Raw genomic sequence first — 22,250 nt, 5'->3', positions numbered from 1 at the left:
AACGTTAAAATAGGCATCAAAAAGTTCATTTATCACTAGAACTTTTCGATGCCTATTTTTTGTTGGAAGTCAATCATTATTTTTAGGTAAACTTAAACTATACAAAAGTTACCAATAAGGTGAATATTCGGGGTGAATAGGTCTAAATAACTGCCTGTCACCATTTGGTGACAGGCAGTTTAACCGCCTTCAGCACAGGTCGCCCAGCGGCTAGTGGAGCTTAGTGAGGCATTGTACCCTGAACGGGTGCATAACTATTTTGAAATGCTTGCATGTCCTGCTGATTTAATTGTGGAACTTGATAATATTGATGTTTGTTTTGATACAAAAATACCTCATAGGCCATTTCGATCACATTCGGAATACTGTCTGCAAAAATGCGTCTTAAGACAGGGTTGGTCATCTCCAATGCGGTCATGGTAAATGCGGAAGCAGTAGATTTTAACTGACCAAGCATAAAGCCGGATATACACTGATCGTTTAATTCATTTACCGATTGACTAGGAGTTTTTGAAGAAGATGGCTTCATGCCGTAAATAACATTATTGTTTTGCTCCATCTCGTAGGATTGTGTTTTTACCGTCGGATCCTGTCCCGATTTAAAAGTTTCACATATTGTGTTGTAAAGCTGTGTACAAAATGCGCGATGACGCTGGGCAATTCCCATTAATTCCTGGTCTTGAATGTGCTGTTCATATAATAAATATTGCTCCAGTCCACCTGTTAATGTTGATAAGGCTTCATGAGCATCAAACATGTCATGTCCACCAAAGTCTTGCTGTGATGGCATTTGTGGTGATCCTTGCAAATTTTGCTGCTGATTTTGATTTTGCACCTACATTACCTCCTTCAAATTTGTCAGCGTTATTTTATCCTGTTTCAAAAAAAGTATTCATACACACTTGTTAACCGGATGACAGAAGTTAATTGTAACTACTATGCTCCCATCTCTTCCTTGAATTCAGTTAATTTTTCCATCGTTTCATCAATAAGCTGCTGAACCATTACGACGTTTGGCTGATCTTTTCCTGCTTCGGCAATCAGCGGATATAAGCTTCGTTCAATGTCTTCGTATGCGACGGGATCCATCTTTTCTACCCGCTTTTCGATTTTATCCCAATTGGCTTCCACATCTTTGCCGCTTGTTTGGATTGCTGTCGTATCATCGGGGGATTGCTCCGTTACTGCTTTAAATTCTTTTAAAGCGATTAAAACAGTTTCGATTCCGCTTGAAATCTCTTCTGCCATACTATGATTGAGCTGGATAGAATCTCCAGTACCAATTTCGGCTGAAGGCATATTACGATTTGCTCCATATGCAATCACGACCAATGCTAAAATTACAACTAAACCATAAAGAAGTTTTTTCAAAATAATTCCTCCTTGTTTCACCAACTTTGTCCTTGGTTGGGATATTTTGTTTTAGTATCTAACTTTTTGAAACTTTTATGCAGGGGTTTTGGATATTTAAAAGGTTCTTTGATAATTTTTTTGTAACAACGTTTTGAAATCCTGTATAATGATAAAAGACGCCCATTTTAGTGAAAATTATGAATAAAAGTACAGAAGGAAGGATCAAAATGAAAGCAAAGAAACCGATACAAATTGATGAACGGATTTACCTGATTGACGGTTATGATCTTGGTGTTCCGGGACGAACAGGTACATACGTGATTGATGAAGAGGACTTGACATTGATTGAAACAGGCCCCAGCCCGTCGGTTAAGTATATTAAGCAGGGATTAGAATCGCTTGGTTTTTCATTGGAACAGGTAAAGTATATTATCGTCACACATATTCATTTAGATCATGCAGGGGGTGCCGGCTTATTTATCCAATCGTGTCCAAATGCGCAAATTATTGTTCATCCCAAAGGGGCGCGGCATCTTGCAAATCCGAAGCGGCTAGTGGCTGGGGCACGAGCAGTTTATGGCGACAGTTTTGCGGAATTATTCGACCCGATTATTCCGGTATCCGAGGAAAGGTTACTTATTAAAGGGGAAGGAGATACATTACAAATTAGTTCGGCATGTACGCTTGCATTTTTTGATACACCGGGTCATGCCAAACACCATTTTTGTATTTTCGATCCGGTTAGTAACGGTATTTTTACTGGAGATACGGTTGGAATTCGTTATGAGCAGTTAGTACGTGATGGCGTTGATTTATTTTTACCTTCTACATCCCCTAATCAATTTGATCCGGAAGCAATGCGTTCTGCGATTGAACGAATACGCAGCATGAATGTGGATCGGATCTTTTTTGGCCACTTTGGGATGACGGAAAAGGTGGATGAAGCGCTGAAGCAAGTATCTGAATGGCTTACTGTTTTCGAGCAGGAAGGCGAGCAGGTTTTCAAGGAAGGAAAGGGATATAATGAACTTGCGGGACGAATGCTGCAGCATGTAAAAGAATATTTGCGGACATTACTGGTTGAAGATGATCATGGGGTATATATATTAATTAACGTTGACATGCAGGTTAGCGCACTTGGTTTAATTGATTATTATCAGAAACGAAATAGGTAAAAAAGTGCTTGCGAAGGTTAAGTGCTTAAACGTGGAGTATGAAAAAAGCGATACATTCCATGAACGGAATAAATCGCTTTTTCATATATAAAAAATTAATTTTTTTTATTCTGAGAAAACCCTTAATTCGCGGGTAATGTAAGCGCAAACATTTAGTTCTGATTTATCGAAAGTATCAAAAAAATGAAAAATGCCTGTTGACCCTTTTGGAAAAACGTTGTATGATAATTCGCAATATCATTAATAAAGTTTCCATATGGCGATTAACTCGATGACGGGAATAAAGGATAAGCGAAATGTATTTACAGAGATCTAGGGTTGCTGGAAGCCTAGAAATACATCTTACTCCGACATCTTCCCTGAGTGCTGGGCTGAACAGATGAAGAACTAATTAGGCTTAGCCAGGTGCTTCGATGCACCTGTTATCAAAGTGGGCTGGATTTTAGTCCATGAGGCAGTATTCGCGAGAATGCTGTAAACCTGGGTGGTACCGTGAAAAGAAAGACCCTTTTCATCCCAATAAATTCTGATGATACGCAGATTTTGGGGTGAGAAGGGTCTTTATTAATTTTTATATACAAGGAGGTATGAACAAAGTGAAAGTGGAGGTTGAAGGTGAATTGGATAGTGCAAAAAAATCAATAACGGGTGCTGAACTGCTCATTGAAACATTAGAAGAAGCAGGAGTAGACACACTGTTTGGTTATCCGGGTGGTGCTGTCTTACCGATTTACGATGCATTGTATCGCAGTAAGACGTCTTTTAAGCACATTCTTGGAAGACATGAACAGGGATCCATTCATGCTGCGGAAGGATATGCCCGTGTTACTGGGAAACCTGGTGTAGTATTAGCAACATCAGGACCGGGCGCAACAAATTTGGTAACTGGAATAGCGGATGCCATGATGGACTCGCTTCCACTTGTGATCTTTACTGGTCAGGTAGGAAGCAATGTGATCGGGACAGATGCATTTCAGGAAACAGATGTTATGGGGGTTACAACGCCTATTACAAAATACAATTACCAAATAAAACAATTGTCCGAATTGCCAAGGGTTGTAAAAGAAGCTTTTCATATTGCAACTACAGGAAGACCGGGGCCAGTTGTTATTGATATACCGAAGAACATCTCGACTCAAGCTTCGGCTGAAAAATTTAACAGTGATGTTCATTTGCCGGGATATCAACCGACAATAAAGCCGAATCCGTTACAAATTGTAAAGCTTGCTGATGCGATATCCAAATCCAAAAAACCTATGGTACTTGCCGGAGCGGGTGTATTATTTGGTAAAGCCTCTCACGAACTAAAGATGTTTGTCGAGAAATATCAACTTCCAATCACAACTACCTTACTTGGTTTAGGAAGTTTTCCAGGAACTAACCCGCTGTTTTTAGGGATGGGCGGTATGCATGGAACGTATGCAGCGAATATGGCAATTTATGAATGTGATTTGTTGATTAATATTGGAGCGCGATTCGATGACCGCTTAACTGGAAGTTTGGAACACTTCGCGCCAAACGCTAAAATTGCCCATATTGATATTGATCCAGCGGAAATTGGCAAGAACATTCCGACTGAAATTCCAGTTGTTGCCGATTCCAGAGAAGGATTACTAGCATTGTTAAATAGTTCAATCGAAGTACCCGATAATCAAGCCTGGAAAGAAAAATTGCAAGCTAATAAAGCGAACTTCCCGTTATGGTACGAAAGGTCAGAAGAGTCAGTATCACCGCAATGGCTCATAGAACAAGTGTATCGCAAGTCAAATGGAGAAGCGATTGTCACAACAGATGTTGGTCAGCACCAAATGTGGGCGGCTCAATTTTATCATTTTGATAAACCGGACAAATGGGTAACGTCGGGTGGCCTTGGAACGATGGGGTTTGGCTTTCCGGCAGCAATCGGAGCACAATTAGGTGCACCGGATGAAGTTGTTGTTGCAATTGTTGGTGATGGTGGCTTCCAAATGACACTTCAGGAACTTTCCATGCTGAAGGATTATCAGCTGCCAGTAAAGGTTCTCATTGTTAATAATGGCTCACTAGGAATGGTTAGACAGTGGCAGGAGAAATTTTACGAAGAACGTTACGCAGAGTCCATCATTTCAAGTCCGGACTTCGTAAAATTAGCAGAGAGTTACGGTGTTCGTGGACTGAAAGTTGAAAAAGAGGAAGAGGTCCCAGAAATGCTTGATGCTATTTTTGCAAGTGACGAACCTGTTGTTGTCGATTGCCGCGTAGTCAAAATGGAATGTGTCTTCCCAATGGTTCCTACAGGAAAGGGAAACCACGAAATGATTGGGGTGACGAAATGAAACGGATTATAACAGCAACCGTTCAGAATCGCAGCGGGGTGCTTAATCGGATTACAGGGATGCTTTCCAAACGCCAATTTAATATCGAGAGTATTTCCGTTGGCAGTTCGGAAACGGAGGGCATATCCAAGATGACACTCGTTGTTGATGTAAGTGATGATCAAAAGTCAGAGCAGTTGACAAAACAGTTAAACAAGCAAATTGATGTCATTAAAGTGTCGGATATTACAGACAAGGCAATGGTTGCCAGGGAACTAGCCTTGATAAAAGTAGTTGGAAGCGGGCAAGCGAGAGCAGAAATTCAAGGAGTTATCGCTCCCTTTCGTGCATCTGTAATTGATGTTAGCAAAGATAGTCTGACGATCCAGGTCACTGGTAAACCGGATAAGGTAGATGCCCTGATCACATTGCTTAAACCTTATGGAATAAAAGAATTAACCAAAACAGGGATGACAGCATTTCTGAGAGGACAGCAGAAGTCGGTTACAGAAATAAATTATTTATCCATTTAACTTAAAAATAGATGAATTAAACACTATGGGGAGGAATTAAAATGGCAAAAGTACTTTACGAAAAGGATATTCAAAAAGAGGTATTACAAGGAAAGAAAATAGCTGTAGTAGGTTATGGATCACAGGGGCATGCACATGCATTAAATCTGCGTGACAGCGGTTATGATGTAGTTATTGGTCTTAGACCAGGAAAATCCCAAGCAAAAGCAGAAGAAGATGGCTTTACTGTTTATTCCGTAGGGGAGGCAGTTAACCAGGCTGATGTTGTAATGGTACTTCTTCCGGACGAATTGCAGCCTGCAGTCTATCATGAAAGTATTAAAGATAACCTGAAACCGGGAAGTGCAATCGCGTTCGCCCACGGATTTAATATTCATTTTACGCAAGTCGTACCTCCGGCAAATGTGGATGTATTCCTGGTAGCTCCAAAAGGGCCTGGTCATTTGGTACGCCGGACATACGAAGAAGGTGCTGGTGTCCCGGCATTATACGGCGTGTTTCAAGATGTGACTGGAAATGCAAAACAGCTTTCCCTTGCATATGCAGACGGAATCGGTGCTGCAAGAGCAGGCATTCTGGAAACATCTTTCCAAGAAGAAACCGAAACAGACTTGTTTGGAGAACAGGCGGTGTTGTGTGGCGGTCTGACCCATTTAATTAAAGCAGGATTTGAAACATTGGTTGAAGCGGGGTATCAGCCTGAAGTTGCCTATTTTGAATGTTTGCATGAGATGAAGCTAATTGTTGATTTGATCTATGAAGGCGGGCTGGAAAATATGCGCTACTCCATCTCTGATACGGCACAATGGGGTGATTTTACCTCAGGTCCAAGAGTGGTAAATGATGAAACGAAGGCACGGATGAAAGAAATACTTGCAGATGTGCAATCAGGTGAATTTGCCAAAGGCTGGATTCTTGAAAATCAGGCAAACCGCCCTAAATTCAATGCAACCAATAAAAAAGAAAATCAACTCTTAATCGAAAAAGTAGGAAGGGAGTTACGGGATTTAATGCCTTTTGTGAAGCAGCCATTACAAAATAAGCAAAAGGATGTGAAAGAACATGTCAGAAATTAAAATTTTTGATACAACATTACGCGACGGCGAGCAATCTCCAGGAGTCAATCTGAATCAGCTGGAGAAGCTGGAAATTGCCAAACAACTGGAACGGTTTGGTATTGACCGGATGGAGGCAGGGTTCCCTGCTTCCTCCAAAGGTGACTTTAATGCGGTGAAAACAATTGCTGAAACGATTAGGGACACTTCGGTGACAGGGCTGGCAAGAGCTGTTAAATCAGATATTGACGCCTGCTGGGAGGCATTAAAAGGTGCACCGGAGCCATGTTTACACGTATTTCTGGCGACATCGCCGATTCATATGACCTATAAATTGAAAAAATCACCAGAGCAAGTGATTAACACAGCGGTAGATATGGTTTCATACGCGAGACAAAAGTTCCCACAGGTGGAGTGGTCGGCAGAAGATGCCTCCCGTTCTGATTTGGAATTTCTTGCCCAAATCATTGAACGAGTGATTGACGCGGGTGCAACGGTGATCAATTTGCCAGATACGGTCGGTTATGCGACACCGGCTGAATATGGCAACATGTTTCGCTATATTACAGAAACGGTGCCAAATATTGACCGAGTCAGGCTTTCTTGTCATTGCCATAATGATTTGGGCTTGGCCGTAGCGAATTCAATTGCTGCAGTGGAAAACGGGGCTACCCAAGTAGAAGGAACCGTTAATGGAATTGGGGAGCGCGCAGGTAATGTGGCACTTGAGGAAGTTGCTGTTGCGTTGAAGATTCGCTCCGATCATTATCCGTATACAACCAACTTGAAACTGAATGAGACGAAACGGACCAGTGATCTTGTTGCAAAATTAACTGGCATGTATGTGCAAGCGAATAAAGCAGTCATCGGCCGGAATGCGTTTGCTCATGAGTCAGGCATTCATCAGGATGGTGTTCTGAAGCACGCGTCAACCTATGAGATTATCACACCTGAAATGGTCGGTGTTAGCTCAAATACACTATTTTTAGGTAAACATTCCGGACGCCATGCGTTTAAAGATAAGGTTCAAGAGCTAGGATATGAATTATCTGATGAAAAACTGCAAGAAGCATTTAACTTGTTTAAACTTTTAACGGATCGCAAAAAAGAAGTAACGGATGATGATCTTTTTACCATTTTGACAGAAATTCAGACGGATACTTCAAAGGTCGATAAATATCAACTGGAAATGTTCCAGGTGCAGTATGGTACGACAAATATTCCAACTGCTACCGTCAAGTTAAAATCCCCTGCTGGAGAGACCTTGCAAGCGGCTTGTACGGGACAGGGCAGTGTCGAGGCACTATATAAAACGTTAGATTCGTTAATCAAAGAAGACTTGCATCTCGTTGATTATCAGCTTAATTCAGTTGGACGCGGCAAAGATGCACTTGCTGAATCACATGTTCAACTCGTGATAAATGGCGACCCAATGAATGGCAGAGGTTCAGCCCAAGATGTAATAGAAGCATCGGCAAATGCGTTTCTTAATGCGGTAAACCGATATATTGTATATCAGCAGACGAGTAATAAGAAGCAAGCTGTAAAATAAACTTATTAAGGAGGGGAGCTTATGAATAAACAAATAATTCTGCTTCCGGGTGATGGTGTTGGGAAAGAAATTATGGAAGCGGCGAAAGTTGTTCTAAACACGGTTGCCAGCGAGTTTGGTCACCGGTTTACTTTTCATCAGCATGCGATCGGTGGTGACGCAATTGATCAATATGGAACACCTTTGCCGGAAGATACCATAAAGGCATGCCATAATGCAGATGCCGTTTTATTAGGCGCTGTTGGAGGAAGTAAATGGGACTCCCTTCCTGCACATCTGAGGCCGGAAAAAGGACTGCTTGGGATCCGGAAATCACTCGGCCTTTTTGCAAATCTGCGTCCGATCAAGGGGTTTGCCCCGCTGCTCCATGCATCGCCATTGAAGGAAGAGGTGGTAAAAGGCAACGACATTATGATTATCCGTGAACTGACAGGCGGCCTTTATTTTGGCAAGCCAAGTGAACGGCGAGATAACGGCAATGCGGTTGTTGATACACTTTCCTATCAACGAAGCGAAATGGAACGGATTATTGACAAAGCTTTTCAAACTGCCAGACTAAGGAGCAACCATCTAACATCGGTTGATAAGGCCAATGTGCTGGAATCCAGCCGGCTTTGGCGGGAAATTGTCAATGAAAAGCAACAGGATTATCCGGATGTAACAGTTGAGCATCTGCTTGTCGATGCGGCAGCAATGAAACTGATCACACAGCCAACCCAATTTGATGTTATCGTTACAGAGAATTTATTCGGGGATATTTTAAGTGATGAGGCATCGGTTTTAACAGGGTCGCTGGGAATGCTGCCTTCTGCCAGCATTAGAACGGATGGGGTTGGGCTTTATGAACCTGTCCATGGTTCAGCACCGGATATCGCCGGAAAAGGAATCGCCAATCCTTTAGGGATGATTCTCTCAGCAGCATTAATGCTTAAACATTCTTTCCAGATGGAAGTGGAGGCTGCAGAAATTGAGGAAGCTGTACAGCAATGCCTTGAACAAGGATATCATACCGCTGATTTAAAAATTGCCGGCGGTAAGCAAGTGAGTACGAAGGAAATAACGGAAATCGTAGTGGAAAATCTAACGACAAAAGGTGTTTCAAATAGTATTTGCAGTATGTACGTCTAACCGAGGGAGGGAATGATAAAGTGGGGAAGCCCAAGACAATCATCGAGAAAATCTGGAATAAACACGTCGTACATCAGGAAGAGGGAAAACCTGATTTACTGTATATTGATCTGCATCTAGTTCATGAAGTAACCTCTCCACAAGCGTTTGAGGGGCTGCGTCTGAACAATCGTAAAGTACGGCGGCCGGATTTAACGTATGCAACAATGGACCACAATGTCCCGACACAAAATCGGGATGTTGTCAAAGACCAAATAGCTAAGAAACAAATGGAGACATTGAAAAAGAATTGTGAGGCAAATGGAATTAAGCTAGCTGATATGTATCATCCGGATCAGGGAATTGTCCATGTGATTGGTCCGCAGCTTGGTTTAACACAGCCAGGGAAGACTATCGTATGCGGTGACAGCCATACATCTACACATGGCGCATTTGGTGCACTCGCTTTTGGGATCGGCACAAGTGAAGTCGAACATGTTTTGGCAACACAGACCATTTGGCAGGAACGACCGAAGACATTAAATGTGCAGGTTGAGGGCGAACTGGGTGCCGGGGTGACGGCAAAGGATCTGATTCTTGCGATTATCGCCAAATTCGGTGTCCGGTTTGGAACAGGCTATGTAATCGAATATACAGGTAATGCGATTCGCAATTTATCGATGGAAGGACGTATGACCGTATGCAACATGTCGATTGAAGCGGGAGCAAGAGCCGGTCTGATTAGCCCAGATGAAAAAACGGTTGAATTTTTGCAAGGAAAGGAATACGTCCCTGATGGCGAGGAATTTACCGAATTAGCGGCCAGCTGGCTTGACCTGGCAACGGATCAAGGTGCTGTTTACGACAAAACCGTAACCATTAATGCTGAGGAAATTGAGCCACAAGTATCTTGGGGAACAAATCCTGGTATGTGTGTCCCTGTTAGTGGATCGACTCCTGATTTAAACGATGTTGAGTACCGGGAAGATGTAGAACGGGCACTAGCATATATGGGACTTGAGGAAAATCAGCCAATTACGTCGATTGAAATTGATCATGTATTTATTGGATCTTGTACCAACTCGCGGCTCGCCGATTTGCAAAAGGCTGCAGAAATTGTAAAAGGCAAACAGGTTAAACCAGGAGTCAGGGCAATAGTTGTGCCAGGTTCCTTCACTATTAAAACGCAAGCAGAAAAAGAAGGGATCGATACAATTTTCAAACAGGCAGGCTTTGAGTGGCGTGAAGCTGGATGCAGTATGTGTTTGGCGATGAATGATGATGTTGTACCACCAGGGTCAAGGTGTGCATCAACATCCAACCGAAACTTTGAAGGAAGACAAGGAAATGGTTCCAGAACGCATTTGGTAAGTCCGGAAATGGCGGCAGCGGCCGCGATTGAAGGCCATTTTGTCGATGTTCGTACGTTTACTGGAGTGCCAAGTTAGGAGGTGATTACGTCGTGGAGGCTATTCAACAGCATCAGGGATTAGTTTATCCGTTAAATCGGACGAATGTTGATACTGATCAAATTATCCCGAAGCAATTTCTTAAACGAATTGAACGAACCGGATTTGGTGAATTTCTCTTTTATCATTGGCGGTTTGACGACGATGGCAAAAGCCGAGTCGACTTTAGCCTGAATAATCCGGAATACCAAGAGGCATCGATATTAGTAGCAGGAGAGAATTTCGGCTGCGGATCGTCCAGGGAACATGCACCATGGGCCTTGCTTGATTATGGATTCCGCGTCATTATCGCACCAAGCTTTGCCGATATTTTTTATAATAATGCGTTAAAAAACGGGATTATTCCAATTAAATTGGATAAGACTCAAGTAAATCAATGGCTGGATCAAGCGAACAAGGCTGATTTAGTATTAGCTGTTGACCTGGAAAATCAGCAAATAACGGATGGGCAGCGTGAAGTGCATTTCGACATCCCGGCTTATCATAAGGAAAAGCTGCTAAACGGCTGGGACGAAATTGCACTAACATTACAACATGAGGACAAAATTACCGCATTTGAGAGTGCCGGGCAAAAGAAAGTGGCGATGGGTTCCGAATAAGTGTCATAAGGTATTTGTCACTTCCCAAATTTTGTCGGTAACGTTTCCGGGGGAGGTGCTTCCTCTCCTGAGCTTAATCAAAAGAATAGTTAAAACTTTCAACCTAGGAGTGTGAAACAATTGGGAATTGCTTAACAGGTGAAAAAGTGCATACTGCGATGGAACGTTTAACCCCCATCGTTCACCGTACACCATTACTTACATCAGCGACTACAGATAATTTAATTGGAAAACATGTTTATTTTAAAATGGAAAACCAGCAAAAAACAGGTGCATTCAAGTTTAGAGGTGCAAGCTTTAAACTAATGCAGCTATCAAAAGAGCAATTAAATAAAGGTGTTATCACTGCATCAGCAGGTAACCATGCCCAAGGTGTTGCGCATGCTGCGGCAAAATTAGGGGCACGGGCAACGATATTCATGGCAGAGAAGACGCCACATGCCAAGGTGAATGCGACCCGGAACTATGGAGCTGAAGTAGTGCTTACTGGTGAAACATTTCAGGAAGCATATGAAGCATCACTAAAAAGGCAAATGCAAACCGGTGCTGTTTATATTCATCCATTTGATGATTATGACGTGATGGCTGGTCAAGGCACCATTGCCATGGAAATGCTCAGGCAGGAAGACCGGATGGATACGATTATGGTGCCCATTGGTGGCGGTGGCTTGATTAGTGGTATCTCGGTTGCGGCCAAACATGTAAATCGTAATATCAAGGTTATTGGGGTTCAAGCCTGTGGAGCTTCAGCCATGTATGAAAGCTACCATACGAAACGGGTAAAAAATTTGAAATCTGTTTCGACCATTGCAGAGGGTATAGCAGTCAAACAGCCTGGTAAACATACATTACCACTAATACGGGAATATGTGGATGATATTGTAACCGTAACAGATGAAGAAATTGCTGCAGCTATTTTATATATGCTAGAGCGGAACAAAACATTAATTGAAGGTGCCGGTGCGGCATCATTAGCCGCATTGTTCAAATATCATGAGCAAATTAGATCCAGACATTGTGGTGTGATTGTCAGTGGCGGGAACATGGATATTAACATGCTTCCGTCCATGCAGCAATTAGCCGAAAAAATGCGTTTCCCAGCTTAAAGAAAAGTGCCTGTCACTAATTAGCTATTATCATTTTGCAGGCCAAGGAGATATAAAATTCAAGCTCTATTCAGCTTGCATCAGAGTAAGGCCACGTCCGGCTCCAGCGCCCAGTGGATTTCCCTCACCTCCATACGATTAGTCAACATCGGTGAGAGGGGAAGTTCGGTTAAAACCGCGACGACAATCGCCACACCGAACTGACCTGCATCCTGCAGCCCCCCAGCTCACCGTGTTTCCTTTATCTCCTGCGGTTGTTTGTTCGGTTAAGACCGCTGCTCCCGACAGCAACACCGAACCACACTAAATGGCAGGGCGAGAGTCCTCTAGCCGCTAACTGGGCGTTACGCCTTTGTTTCATAATTAAGTTCCCATGAAATGCCATACTTGTCTTTTACAATTGCATGCTTGGCTCCCCAAAATGTATCCTGCAGCTCCATTTTAACCTCTCCATCTGTTGCTAAAAAACTGTAGACCTGATTAATCTCTTCCTCACTATCAAGATCAGGTCCGAGCAGGATGTTACTTCCATTTGCAGGTTTTTCACCAAACACATCGGCAAAATAAATAATACAATTTTCATTAATATGTAATTCTGCGTGAATATATTTCCCTTCGTGTCCCTTGAACATTTCTATTCCATCCGCCAACTGCGTGTTTTTAATTTCACCGCCAAATGCCCTTTGATAATATTCAACAGCTACTTTGCAATTTTCGATTCTGATATGTGGAATAAGTTTTTTCATTTCGGATACCTCCATTATTTTTATTTAGTATAACCTACCAATACTATTCATAGAAATAGAAAAGAAAGAAATTGTAGCCGGAGGAATAGAAAATGGGGAAGATAGCAGCGTATATGATAGCCACGATCATGCTTATAATCGTCGGAATTACCATAATTGGAAAAGGTAATCAGCAAAATGACGGATCCGTTATTGCCAAGTCTTCTGAAATGGCAAAAAAATCATTAGAACAGAAACAGGCTCCAGAGTTAAACGATAAATCCGATAATGCAGCAATTATAGCAAATATGAGTTTAGATGAAAAAATCGGCCAAATGATGATAGCTGGCGTTAGTGGAACTTCTTTAAATGAAGATAACCTAAATTTGATAAGAAAACATAAGGTTGGAGGTATCATATTATACGCGAACAATATGGAAAGTCCGAACCAGACGATTGACTTATTAAATGAAATAAAAACAAAAAATGTCAGGAACCGTCTGCCGCTATTATTGGGGGTTGATCAAGAGGGTGGAGAGGTCTCCAGATTGCCAGGGGATTTAATCAACCTTCCTTCAAATAAACATATTGGTGAGCAGGGGAATGGCGGATACTCCTATACAATAGGATCAATGTTGGGGAAGCAATTAACTGCTTTTGGGTTCAATCTGGATTTTGCCCCGGTTTTGGATGTGAACAGTAACCCGGACAATCCGGTTATTGGTGATCGGTCATTTGGCAATAATCCCGAAATCGTCAGTGATCTAGGTACCCAAACGATGAAGGGCATTCAGTCAGAAGGAATTATATCCGTTATTAAACATTTTCCCGGGCATGGAGATACATCTGTTGATTCACATTTGGAACTCCCTAAAGTGAATAAAAGTCTCGAGGAACTGCATAGGGTTGAACTCATTCCGTTTGAGCGTGCGATTCAAAATGGAGCAGACGTCGTCATGGTGGCACATATTTTGCTGCCGAAGATTGATCCGGAATTCCCGTCATCCATGTCACCCAAAATAATAGATGGGATTCTCCGAAATCAGTTTAAGTTTTCGGGTGTCGTAATAACGGATGATATGACAATGCAGGCAATCACGGATCATTTTGATATCGGACAGGCGGCAGTTGAGAGTGTTAAGGCAGGGAATGATATGATTTTGGTAGCTCATGATTATCATAATGTCATAACTGTTATCAAGGCTTTAGAGGATGCTGTCCATAATGGTGAGCTAACAGAGGAAAGAATTAATGAAAGTGTCAGTCGGATCATCCAGCTTAAAAGGAAGTATGATATTAGCAATAAGCAAACAGAATCCATTAACATAAGGCAGTTGAACAAAATTATGGAAACGGCATTATAGAGTTCCTGCCAGTTATGTAAATACAAAAAGGTAACCAGCAACATGTGGTTACCTGATTTTGTGCAATCAAGATAGCGAAACAAGTTGTAAACAAACAGTACTATTAATTCATAGCTTTTTGGTTTAACACATTTTCGATACCGTGTAATGCTTCCTCCATGTTTTTGGCACGGATATGGATTTTTTTATCATCCGGATATTGTTTTGCCGCATACTTATATCTTGGATCGTAGTAATATTCAAGCAACAACTGAATCGCCTCGGTATAATTGTCATTCCGCAATCCTTCATCAATTTCCTTGGCAACCGGGGTGTGGATTCGCTTTTTAATAATTTGAAATGCCTCTACAAAGTCTTGTGGGGAATTCCAAGGCTGGTAATCATCTAAAATATTCCGGATTCGTTCTTCCATTGGTAAATCAATAATTAATTGCATACCTTTTTCCTTTTTTTCATAAAGGAAATCCGGAAGTGTCACTTTGCCGATCCGTTTGCTTTCCCCTTCTACAAATACAAACGGGACATCCTTGTATTGCAATAGCTTTTCGACAAGCAGTGCTTCAAACTTTTTTTGATTGCTTGGTTGAAGCCCGATTTGTCCGAAAATCGAACCGCGGTGGTTGGCCATTCCTTCTAGATCAATTACCGGATATCCTTTTAGCTCAAGCTGCTTCAAGATTGCGGTTTTTCCAGTTCCTGTAAAGCCATTTAACACATACAGATCAGGTTTAAACTCATGTTTGGACAATTCACTAACAACCCATTGGCGGTAGGTTCGAAAGCCACCACTTAAACGATTGGCCTTGATTCCCATCAGATCAAGGACGGTTGCTGCTGTTTTACTGCGCATACCGCCGCGCCAGCAGAAAACTGTTTTAGGCGTATCTACTTTTCGGAATTTATCGATAAAGTCCGGGAGCTTTGCGGAAAAAATCGCAAGCCCCCGTTCTTTTGCTGCTTCAGGGCCGACCTGTTTGTAAATGGTACCAACCTCAGCTCGTTCTTCGGTTGTGAAGACTGGGATGTTAACACTGCCAGGGATAGTGGCCTCGTTAAATTCTTTTGGTGAACGTACATCAATTAATGTATGTGCTTCATTTTTTTGTAAGGCAAATAGGTCATCTAGTGCTATATCGTGAAACATAAATTACGTCACTTCCTCAATTCAAAAACTACAAAACAGTTATTTGTCCATTTTTGCCTTCGGTGACTTCCCCGATTATTTGCGCTTCTACACCCTTATCTTGTAGTGCTGCAAGAAGTGCATTCGCATCATCATCGGCTGCAGAAATTAATAGTCCGCCGGATGTTACCGCATCACATAGAATCCATTTATCCGTTTGATCCAATGATTCAGGGAAGGATACAATATCTTTTACATGATCAAAATTATTTTTCGTTCCACCTGGTACTGCACCTGACTCGGCGAGTTCTTTTATGCGTGGTAAAACAGGTACTTGGTCTTTTATAATGCGAATTTCAACATTGCTGCCTTTAGCCATTTCCGAAGCATGACCAAGCAGTCCAAACCCCGTAACATCTGTACATGCATGCACATCGTAGCTTTCCATTGTTTCTGCAGCTTTTTTGTTCAAGGTTGTCATCACTTCGGTAACCCGGTTTATTTCTTCTTCGCTGAGCAAATCATTTTTAATGGATGTCGAGTAAATACCGACACCAATAGGCTTCGTTAAAATTAGTTTGTCACCGGGTTTTGCTCCTGTATTGGTTCTTACTTTATCCGGATGAACCGTTCCGGTAACAGCAAGACCAAATTTTGGTTCCTTGTCATCGATTGAGTGACCCCCGACCAGAGAGACGCCTGCTTCCGCCAGTTTATCACCGGCACCTCGTAATATTTCAGCAAGAATACCTTTGTCTAATGATGAAATGGGAAATGCAACGATATTAAGTGCAGTTATCGGCTTTCCGCCCATTGCATATACATCACTGATCGCATTTGCTGCAGCAACCTGGCCAAAAGCATATGGATCGTCAACGATCGGCGTAAAAAAGTCAACCGTCTGAACTAAAGCTGTATCATCGTTTAATTTATACACACCAGCATCATCGCTCGTATCCAGCCCAACAAGTAAATTAGGATTTTTTACAGTCGGTGGCAAAGCGCGCAATACCTGTGATAAATCAGCAGGTCCAATTTTACAGCCACACCCTCCTTTTGAAGAAAGGGTTGTGAGTCTTATTGTATTTGTTTTTTCCATTTTATTGTCATCCTTCCATTAAACACGGCGATATATAATGAATAATTTAATTTTAACATAATCAAGGTCTGGAACAAGTCATAGAAGTACTAATGGGATGGTCTGTTCTACAGAAGTACTTGTAAAATAGAAAGAATTGGATTCCACTGTACTAGCTTATAAGTAAAGAAAGAAAAAGGATGAAACCTTGTCTTGGATAAGGTATGCTAGAATTAACTGTTAAACAAATTAACAAACAATACACTAGTAAAAACAAAAAGTGAGCCCCACCTTTTCTACATTAATAGCCTACGTGGCACGTAAGACTTCGAAAAGATCAAGCTCAAATCTTATTATGAGTATATACTAATTTTTTTATTTTTGGTTTTGGTAATGGTAAATTTTGATGTCGGTGAATTATCTTTTTTATAGTATTGTCCCCAAAATTATATGTTCAGGAAAGGAGAGATCCCCCAATGAATTTAGGTGCTCCAATAGCAATAGGAAATACAGCTAAAATCTATCTACATGAAAACAAGATCATTAAAGTATTTAATAACTATTTGCCGGACACGGAATCTTTATATGAAGCATATAAGCAAGAACATGCTTATTCGTGTGGACTCTCTGTACCAAAAATATTGGATGTTACGAAAATAGATGGGAAACAAGCTATAATAATGGAATATATTAAGGGTAGAACAATAGGTGATATCCTATCCGAAAACATGGAACAAGCAGAATATTACATGAATATTTCCATTGATATACAACAAAAAATTCATATGATTATCGCTAACTCTCTTGAGCCAATGTCTGAAAAATTAAGCCGTCAAATTAAATCAGCCCCTAATTTGGATAAAAGACATAAGTTTGCTCTAATGCAAAAATTGAAAGCGGTGACATTTGAGGAAAGGCTTTGTCATGGAGATTATCATTTGTTTAATTTGATTATGTCAGAGGACAAAGTGACAATTATAGATTGGGTTGATTCCAGTGCAGGAGATATACGTGCCGACATATATCGCACGTATCTTTTGTATTCACGGTTTTCAATAGCATTAGCCGATGTTTATTTGAGAAAATCCCGATCGAAATCCTGGGTGGTTAGCAATAGCAATAAAAACCGGTGAATGATCGCAATGGCAACCATAATGATAAGGGACAATTGAATATCGTAACCCCACGGGTAGTGACCCTTTGATTAAATTGTAAACATTTTCTATAGTTCATTAGTTGTGTTTTTAACAAGCACTCTATTCCTCTCTATTCCTTTACTATATAATTAAAATATTCAAATTATAAAAGGATGTGGACATGCCCATGGATTGGAGAACCTGTACAAGAAACAGTTTATTACTTGTTTTGCTTACATTTCTTGCTATTGTCCCTTTTATGGATCGGGAAGAAGGTTTATTGGTAAAGGCATCCGATGAAAATACAGAAGCAGTGTTTGACGAAAATGCCACACTGGACGAAAAGCTGGAGGCTATTCTGGATAATGAGCACCTGGATGGGACGACAACCGGTGTCAGTATCAAGAAAGCAGAAACCGGTGAATTGCTTTTCGAACAGCTTGGGGATATTCGCTTGCACCCGGCATCCAACATGAAATTACTTACTGCAGCTGCCGCATTGGAAACACTCGGAAAGGATTACCGCTTTCGTACAGAGGTTTTAACCGATGGCAATAAGAAAGGAAAGGTATTGCATGGGAACCTTTATCTCAAAGGAAAAGGAGACCCTACCTTACTGAAAGAAGATCTTGACCAGTTTGCGAAGAAATTAAAAGAATTTGGCATCAACAAAATTAAAGGCGATCTGGTCAGTGACGATACATGGTATGATGATGTTCGCCTCTCACAGGATCTAAATTGGTCAGATGAACCTTTTTACACCGGTGCTCAAGTGTCCGCATTAACATTATCTCCTAATGAGGATTATGATGCAGGGACAGTTATCGTGGAAGTGAACCCTTCCCAAAATCCCGCTAGACGAGCCGAAGTCACGGTTACACCAGAAACAAACTACGTTACAATCGTGAACAAGACAAAAATGGTAGCGGCGGATGGAGAGAAGGACATTTCTATTGAGCGGGAGCATGGATCAAATAAAATAATAGTTGAAGGGACAATGCCCGAAGATGGTTCGACCTCACGCGCCTGGTCATCTGTATGGGAACCTGCTGGCTATGTGTTAAGTGTTTTTAAAGCCTCTTTAAAGGAACAAGGGATTGATTTTATTGGGAAATCCAAAGAAAAATATAATGCAACCCCTGACGGAGCACGGATACTTACCTTTAAGGAATCAATGCCCCTGAAGGAATTACTGATCCCCTTTATGAAATTGAGTAACAATGGGCACGGGGAAATGTTAACGAAAGAAATGGGAAAGGTTGTCGGTAAGGAAGGAAGCTGGGATGAGGGCCTCAAGGTGATCAAGGACGTGGCTGAGGACCTTGGAGTTAATCCGGACACAATCCAATTGCGTGACGGTTCAGGGATGTCTCATAAAACAATGATTCCAGCCAACGATCTCACCCAGTTATTAGTGGAAGCACAGAATAAAAGCTGGTTCCCGGCTTTCAAAAAATCACTGCCAATTGCAGGCGAACCGGATCGATTAGTCGGCGGTACATTGCGTAATCGAATGACTTCAGGCCCAGCTAAAGGGAATGTTACTGCAAAAACGGGCTCTTTAACTGGTGTCTCCACCCTTTCCGGCTATGTTACGTCAAAGGATGGGGAGGATCTGGTCTTTTCCATTTTGATTAATAATTACCTTGGTTCAAGCGGAAAGATTACGGCAATAGAAGATGCTATTGCAACAACACTTGCTGAGCATGAAATGGAAGGGCAGTAGATAATCAGGCTGTTCCATCTCTTTTGGGGAGGAACAGCCTTCAAATTACTTTCTCGTTATTTCCATTAAGAACAGATTTTAGGGGAGTTATTACCCTCACCATGCCAAACAATGATTGCTAACTTTAGAATCGGAATAAAATTCAGGGGTGAACGTATGTCAAAAAGTGCTGCCAGCTTAAAAAAGAGACTGCTAGCCTTACTAGTAGATATTCTTTTGATTATCGTATATGTAATCGGTTTACTTGGGGTCACACAGTTATTGTACCATATATTTCTTGATGGGCCACCTGCAATGGGGCGTTTGGGAGAAGAACTGATCGCTTTTTCAACATTACTTTTTCCTGTTTTCTTATATTTTGTGATAACTGAGTATGGAAAAGCCAGAGCTACCTTTGGAAAACGAATGATGCATATCCATATCGATTCGATTGGTAATTTACCACTAACATTAACGCAGGTAATACTGAAAAATATCATTAAACTACTGCCGTGGCAAATGGCCCATACATTCATTTTTACAGGATTTCATAATGACTGGAATATCCCGGTTTTCGCTTTTGTCTTATTTATGGTAATTATCTATGGGTTGCCTATCTTATCCATTTTCATAATCTGCATTCGAAACGATCATTGTTCCATTCATGACTTAATTGCAAATACAATCGTTCTTGAAGGGGATTATGATACGACCTATGACCGACATAAAGATTGTCAGGATGATGAAAACAACAATATATTTTTTGGCTAATAAAAGAATTTTTTATCACAATTATTTAAAAAACCTTATTGACGTCAAAGTGTATTAACCGTATAATACATCACAAGGGTGTATTAATATCTTAATACACAGTTTTTTATGCGAATGGTGTATTACCCCCTTAATACACCATTCAATAAAGCTACACATCTGAGAAATATGGGAGCTGTGTCTATGAAAAACGCAAAGTTTAATAATCGGGATCCTGTATATGTCCAAGTCATTCGTCATTTTAAAGAAGAGATTGCAACTGGATTACTCGAACCTGGACAGGAAATTCCGTCACGACGGGAATTAGCGAATAAATTAAAAATAAATCCAAACACGGCACAACGAGCATATAAGGAAATGGAGGAGGAAGGATTGATTTATACAGAGCGCAATTTACCTAGCAGGATTACGAAAGATGAACAAATTTTAAAAACCGTTCGTGAGGAGCTTATTATGCAGGCGGTAAGTTCCTTTGTCCACGCCGTCCGTTCCATTAATGTTCCGGTTGATGAGGTGCTGAATCTGGTTAAAGAAAAGTATGCAGAGGAAGGCAAGGAACGGGAGGGAGACAACCATGATTGAAGTAAAGGATATCAAGAAAAAGTTTGGCCGTAAACAAGTGCTTAACGGGGTGTCATTTACTGCGAATAAAGGTGAGATTACTTGTTTGATTGGGATAAATGGCGTAGGAAAAACAACGATTCTCAACGCGATTATGGCACTTACGCCGATAAACGGTGGACAGATTTTAATGAATGGGGAAAGAATCACGAAAACCAGCTTTGAAAAAATCACCTTCATCCCGGATGCCATAACGATGCTGCCGCAAATGCGTATAGCGGATGCAATGGAGTTTATGAACGATTTTTATGATTGCTGGAATCCGGAACGTGCAACGGAATTACTCGGCTTCTTTAAGCTGAAAGAAACGGACCGAATAGCAGAGCTATCAAAAGGAAATACAGCAAAAGTTAATCTTTTACTTGGTTTGGCAATGGATGTTGAATTTATTTTAATGGATGAACCATTTTCCGGCATTGATATGTTTAGCCGAGAACAGATTGCGGATGTATTTACCAGTCATTTGATTGAGGACCGTGGTGTGATCATAACAACTCATGAAATAAACGATATTGAGCATTTAATCGATAAAGTTGTGTTGCTGGATAATGGAATTGTATTAAAGGAATTCAATACGGAAGAGGTTCGAGAAACTGAAGGAAAGTCTGTTATTGATGTGATGAGAGAGGTGTATCAGCCATGAAACGGTATTTGAAGCTGGTTAATTTTGAATTCAATCGTTTTGCAAAGCTATATGCGGTTTTATTAGCTATTACGGTAGTTCTCCAAATAGCAGGAGTCATTGTTAAATCAAAAAGTTATTTAAACCAGGCGAACAAAGCAATTAATGAGGATATGATACCAAAAGCACAATTTCTTTCTGAAACAGGGCCAATGAGCATGATTGACATCACTACAAGTAACTGGTTTTTTGGACCAATTGCACTTTGTATAGCAGCAGTAGCGTTTTACATCTTTTTTATTTGGTATCGCGATTGGTTTGGTAAAAATACATTTGTTTACCGGCTTTTAATGCTGCCAACTGCCAGACTGAACGTGTTTTTCGCGAAAATCACAACTATTTTATTATCGACATTCGGGTTTGTTGCACTGCAATTAATCCTGTTACCAATTGAAAGTACAATTTTAAAGTGGATGGTGCCAAAAGAGTTTCGCGTGGATTCAATTCCTCAGGAGATTATTAGAAGCATGCGCGAATTGTCCATCATCATCCCACAGAGTTTTATTGAATTTGTGCTTTATTACGGTGCTGGATTCACGGCGGTTGCGATATTGTTTACGGCCATATTATTTGAACGAAGCTATCGTATTAAAGGAATTCTAATGGGTATTGCTTATTGTCTTGTAGGAGTCATTTTTTTCTTTACGCCAGTTCTTATCGAAGAATTTTTACAGGTCAACTATTTTTATCCGCTGGAAATGCTCGGTATCGAAATTGGAATTGGAGTAATTGTCCTTGCTGTTTCTATATTGGTAAGCAGGTTTTTACTTAATAAAAAGATAAGGGTGTAGGAGGGGAAAAT

General features: G+C 41.1%; 21 protein-coding genes. 16 read left to right on the top strand and 5 right to left on the bottom strand.

What is annotated here, in order from left to right; genetic code table 11:
* Positions 1–220: 220 nt before the first annotated feature.
* Positions 221–835, bottom strand: a complete 615-nt coding sequence (locus tag IEX12_RS13330; protein WP_188725332.1) for a spore coat protein — start codon at positions 833–835, stop codon at positions 221–223.
* A gap of 101 nt (positions 836–936) precedes the next feature.
* The gene (locus IEX12_RS13325) at positions 937–1,371 is read right to left on the bottom strand and encodes a hypothetical protein (protein WP_088051216.1); all 435 of its coding nucleotides are present in this window, start codon (positions 1,369–1,371) and stop codon (positions 937–939) included.
* A gap of 209 nt (positions 1,372–1,580) precedes the next feature.
* Here IEX12_RS13325 and IEX12_RS13320 point away from each other — a divergent pair, with 209 nt between their 5' ends.
* The 9 genes from IEX12_RS13320 (at position 1,581) to ilvA (ending at position 12,243) form a co-directional block, all read left to right on the top strand.
* On the top strand, positions 1,581–2,528 hold the full coding sequence (locus tag IEX12_RS13320) for an MBL fold metallo-hydrolase (RefSeq protein ID WP_088051215.1): 948 nt from the start codon (positions 1,581–1,583) through the stop codon (positions 2,526–2,528).
* 587 nt (positions 2,529–3,115) lie between these two features.
* On the top strand, positions 3,116–4,843 hold the full coding sequence (gene ilvB / locus IEX12_RS13315) for a biosynthetic-type acetolactate synthase large subunit (RefSeq protein WP_155554272.1): 1,728 nt from the start codon (positions 3,116–3,118) through the stop codon (positions 4,841–4,843).
* Complete coding sequence (gene ilvN, locus IEX12_RS13310) at positions 4,840–5,355, top strand: acetolactate synthase small subunit (RefSeq protein WP_102416007.1); 516 nt, start codon at positions 4,840–4,842, stop codon at positions 5,353–5,355. Before ilvB ends, ilvN begins: the two co-directional genes overlap by 4 nt.
* 41 nt (positions 5,356–5,396) lie before the next feature.
* Positions 5,397–6,431: a ketol-acid reductoisomerase gene (gene ilvC / locus IEX12_RS13305; RefSeq protein WP_088051212.1), complete on the top strand. Its 1,035-nt coding sequence runs from the start codon at positions 5,397–5,399 to the stop codon at positions 6,429–6,431.
* On the top strand, positions 6,418–7,962 hold the full coding sequence (locus IEX12_RS13300) for a 2-isopropylmalate synthase (protein WP_102416006.1): 1,545 nt from the start codon (positions 6,418–6,420) through the stop codon (positions 7,960–7,962). Before ilvC ends, IEX12_RS13300 begins: the two co-directional genes overlap by 14 nt.
* A 21-nt stretch (positions 7,963–7,983) precedes the next feature.
* On the top strand, positions 7,984–9,090 hold the full coding sequence (leuB, locus tag IEX12_RS13295) for a 3-isopropylmalate dehydrogenase (RefSeq protein WP_102416005.1): 1,107 nt from the start codon (positions 7,984–7,986) through the stop codon (positions 9,088–9,090).
* Positions 9,091–9,110: 20 nt separating this feature from the next.
* On the top strand, positions 9,111–10,517 hold the full coding sequence (gene leuC / locus IEX12_RS13290; protein ID WP_088051209.1) for a 3-isopropylmalate dehydratase large subunit: 1,407 nt from the start codon (positions 9,111–9,113) through the stop codon (positions 10,515–10,517).
* Between the two features lie 14 nt (positions 10,518–10,531).
* Positions 10,532–11,137 (top strand): 3-isopropylmalate dehydratase small subunit, encoded by a 606-nt coding sequence (leuD, locus tag IEX12_RS13285; protein WP_088051208.1) that lies wholly within the window; start codon positions 10,532–10,534, stop codon positions 11,135–11,137.
* A 158-nt stretch (positions 11,138–11,295) separates the two neighbouring features.
* The gene (gene ilvA / locus IEX12_RS13280) at positions 11,296–12,243 is read left to right on the top strand and encodes a threonine ammonia-lyase (protein WP_102416368.1); all 948 of its coding nucleotides are present in this window, start codon (positions 11,296–11,298) and stop codon (positions 12,241–12,243) included.
* A 344-nt stretch (positions 12,244–12,587) separates the two neighbouring features.
* Here the strand turns inward: ilvA and IEX12_RS13275 are convergent, their stop codons facing one another.
* A complete protein-coding gene (locus tag IEX12_RS13275; protein WP_088051207.1) occupies positions 12,588–12,989 on the bottom strand; it encodes a VOC family protein in 402 nt (133 codons plus the stop codon).
* 92 nt (positions 12,990–13,081) lie between these two features.
* On the opposite strand from IEX12_RS13275, the gene nagZ reads away from it, so the two are divergent.
* On the top strand, positions 13,082–14,332 hold the full coding sequence (nagZ, locus tag IEX12_RS13270) for a beta-N-acetylhexosaminidase (protein WP_102416004.1): 1,251 nt from the start codon (positions 13,082–13,084) through the stop codon (positions 14,330–14,332).
* Between the two features lie 103 nt (positions 14,333–14,435).
* On the opposite strand, the gene mnmH is transcribed toward nagZ, so the two are convergent.
* Together mnmH and selD are read right to left on the bottom strand one after the other, a co-directional pair.
* A complete protein-coding gene (mnmH, locus tag IEX12_RS13265; RefSeq protein ID WP_155554275.1) occupies positions 14,436–15,476 on the bottom strand; it encodes a tRNA 2-selenouridine(34) synthase MnmH in 1,041 nt (346 codons plus the stop codon).
* Positions 15,477–15,504: 28 nt separating this feature from the next.
* A complete protein-coding gene (gene selD / locus IEX12_RS13260; RefSeq protein ID WP_102416002.1) occupies positions 15,505–16,554 on the bottom strand; it encodes a selenide, water dikinase SelD in 1,050 nt (349 codons plus the stop codon).
* Between the two features lie 455 nt (positions 16,555–17,009).
* Here selD and IEX12_RS13255 point away from each other — a divergent pair, with 455 nt between their 5' ends.
* The 6 genes from IEX12_RS13255 to IEX12_RS13230 all read left to right on the top strand — a co-directional run bounded on the left by IEX12_RS13255 (position 17,010) and on the right by IEX12_RS13230 (position 22,239).
* A complete protein-coding gene (locus IEX12_RS13255) occupies positions 17,010–17,666 on the top strand; it encodes an aminoglycoside phosphotransferase family protein (RefSeq protein WP_188725331.1) in 657 nt (218 codons plus the stop codon).
* 190 nt (positions 17,667–17,856) lie between these two features.
* On the top strand, positions 17,857–19,395 hold the full coding sequence (gene dacB, locus IEX12_RS13250; RefSeq protein WP_188725330.1) for a D-alanyl-D-alanine carboxypeptidase/D-alanyl-D-alanine endopeptidase: 1,539 nt from the start codon (positions 17,857–17,859) through the stop codon (positions 19,393–19,395).
* Between the two features lie 156 nt (positions 19,396–19,551).
* Positions 19,552–20,145: an RDD family protein gene (locus tag IEX12_RS13245; RefSeq protein ID WP_188725329.1), complete on the top strand. Its 594-nt coding sequence runs from the start codon at positions 19,552–19,554 to the stop codon at positions 20,143–20,145.
* A gap of 183 nt (positions 20,146–20,328) precedes the next feature.
* A complete protein-coding gene (locus tag IEX12_RS13240; RefSeq protein WP_088051200.1) occupies positions 20,329–20,727 on the top strand; it encodes a GntR family transcriptional regulator in 399 nt (132 codons plus the stop codon).
* Positions 20,720–21,409, top strand: a complete 690-nt coding sequence (locus IEX12_RS13235; RefSeq protein ID WP_088051199.1) for an ATP-binding cassette domain-containing protein — start codon at positions 20,720–20,722, stop codon at positions 21,407–21,409. The genes IEX12_RS13240 and IEX12_RS13235 overlap by 8 nt, the downstream gene beginning before the upstream one ends.
* Positions 21,406–22,239, top strand: a complete 834-nt coding sequence (locus IEX12_RS13230; protein WP_188725328.1) for a hypothetical protein — start codon at positions 21,406–21,408, stop codon at positions 22,237–22,239. Before IEX12_RS13235 ends, IEX12_RS13230 begins: the two co-directional genes overlap by 4 nt.
* Positions 22,240–22,250 lie beyond the last annotated feature (11 nt).

Source organism: Lentibacillus populi (assembly GCA_014642895.1).
In the GTDB taxonomy this organism is placed as follows: domain Bacteria; phylum Bacillota; class Bacilli; order Bacillales; family Amphibacillaceae; genus Lentibacillus_C; species Lentibacillus_C populi.
The sequence above is the reverse complement of the archived record's forward strand: the minus strand, read 5'-3'. Positions and strand labels throughout refer to the sequence as shown.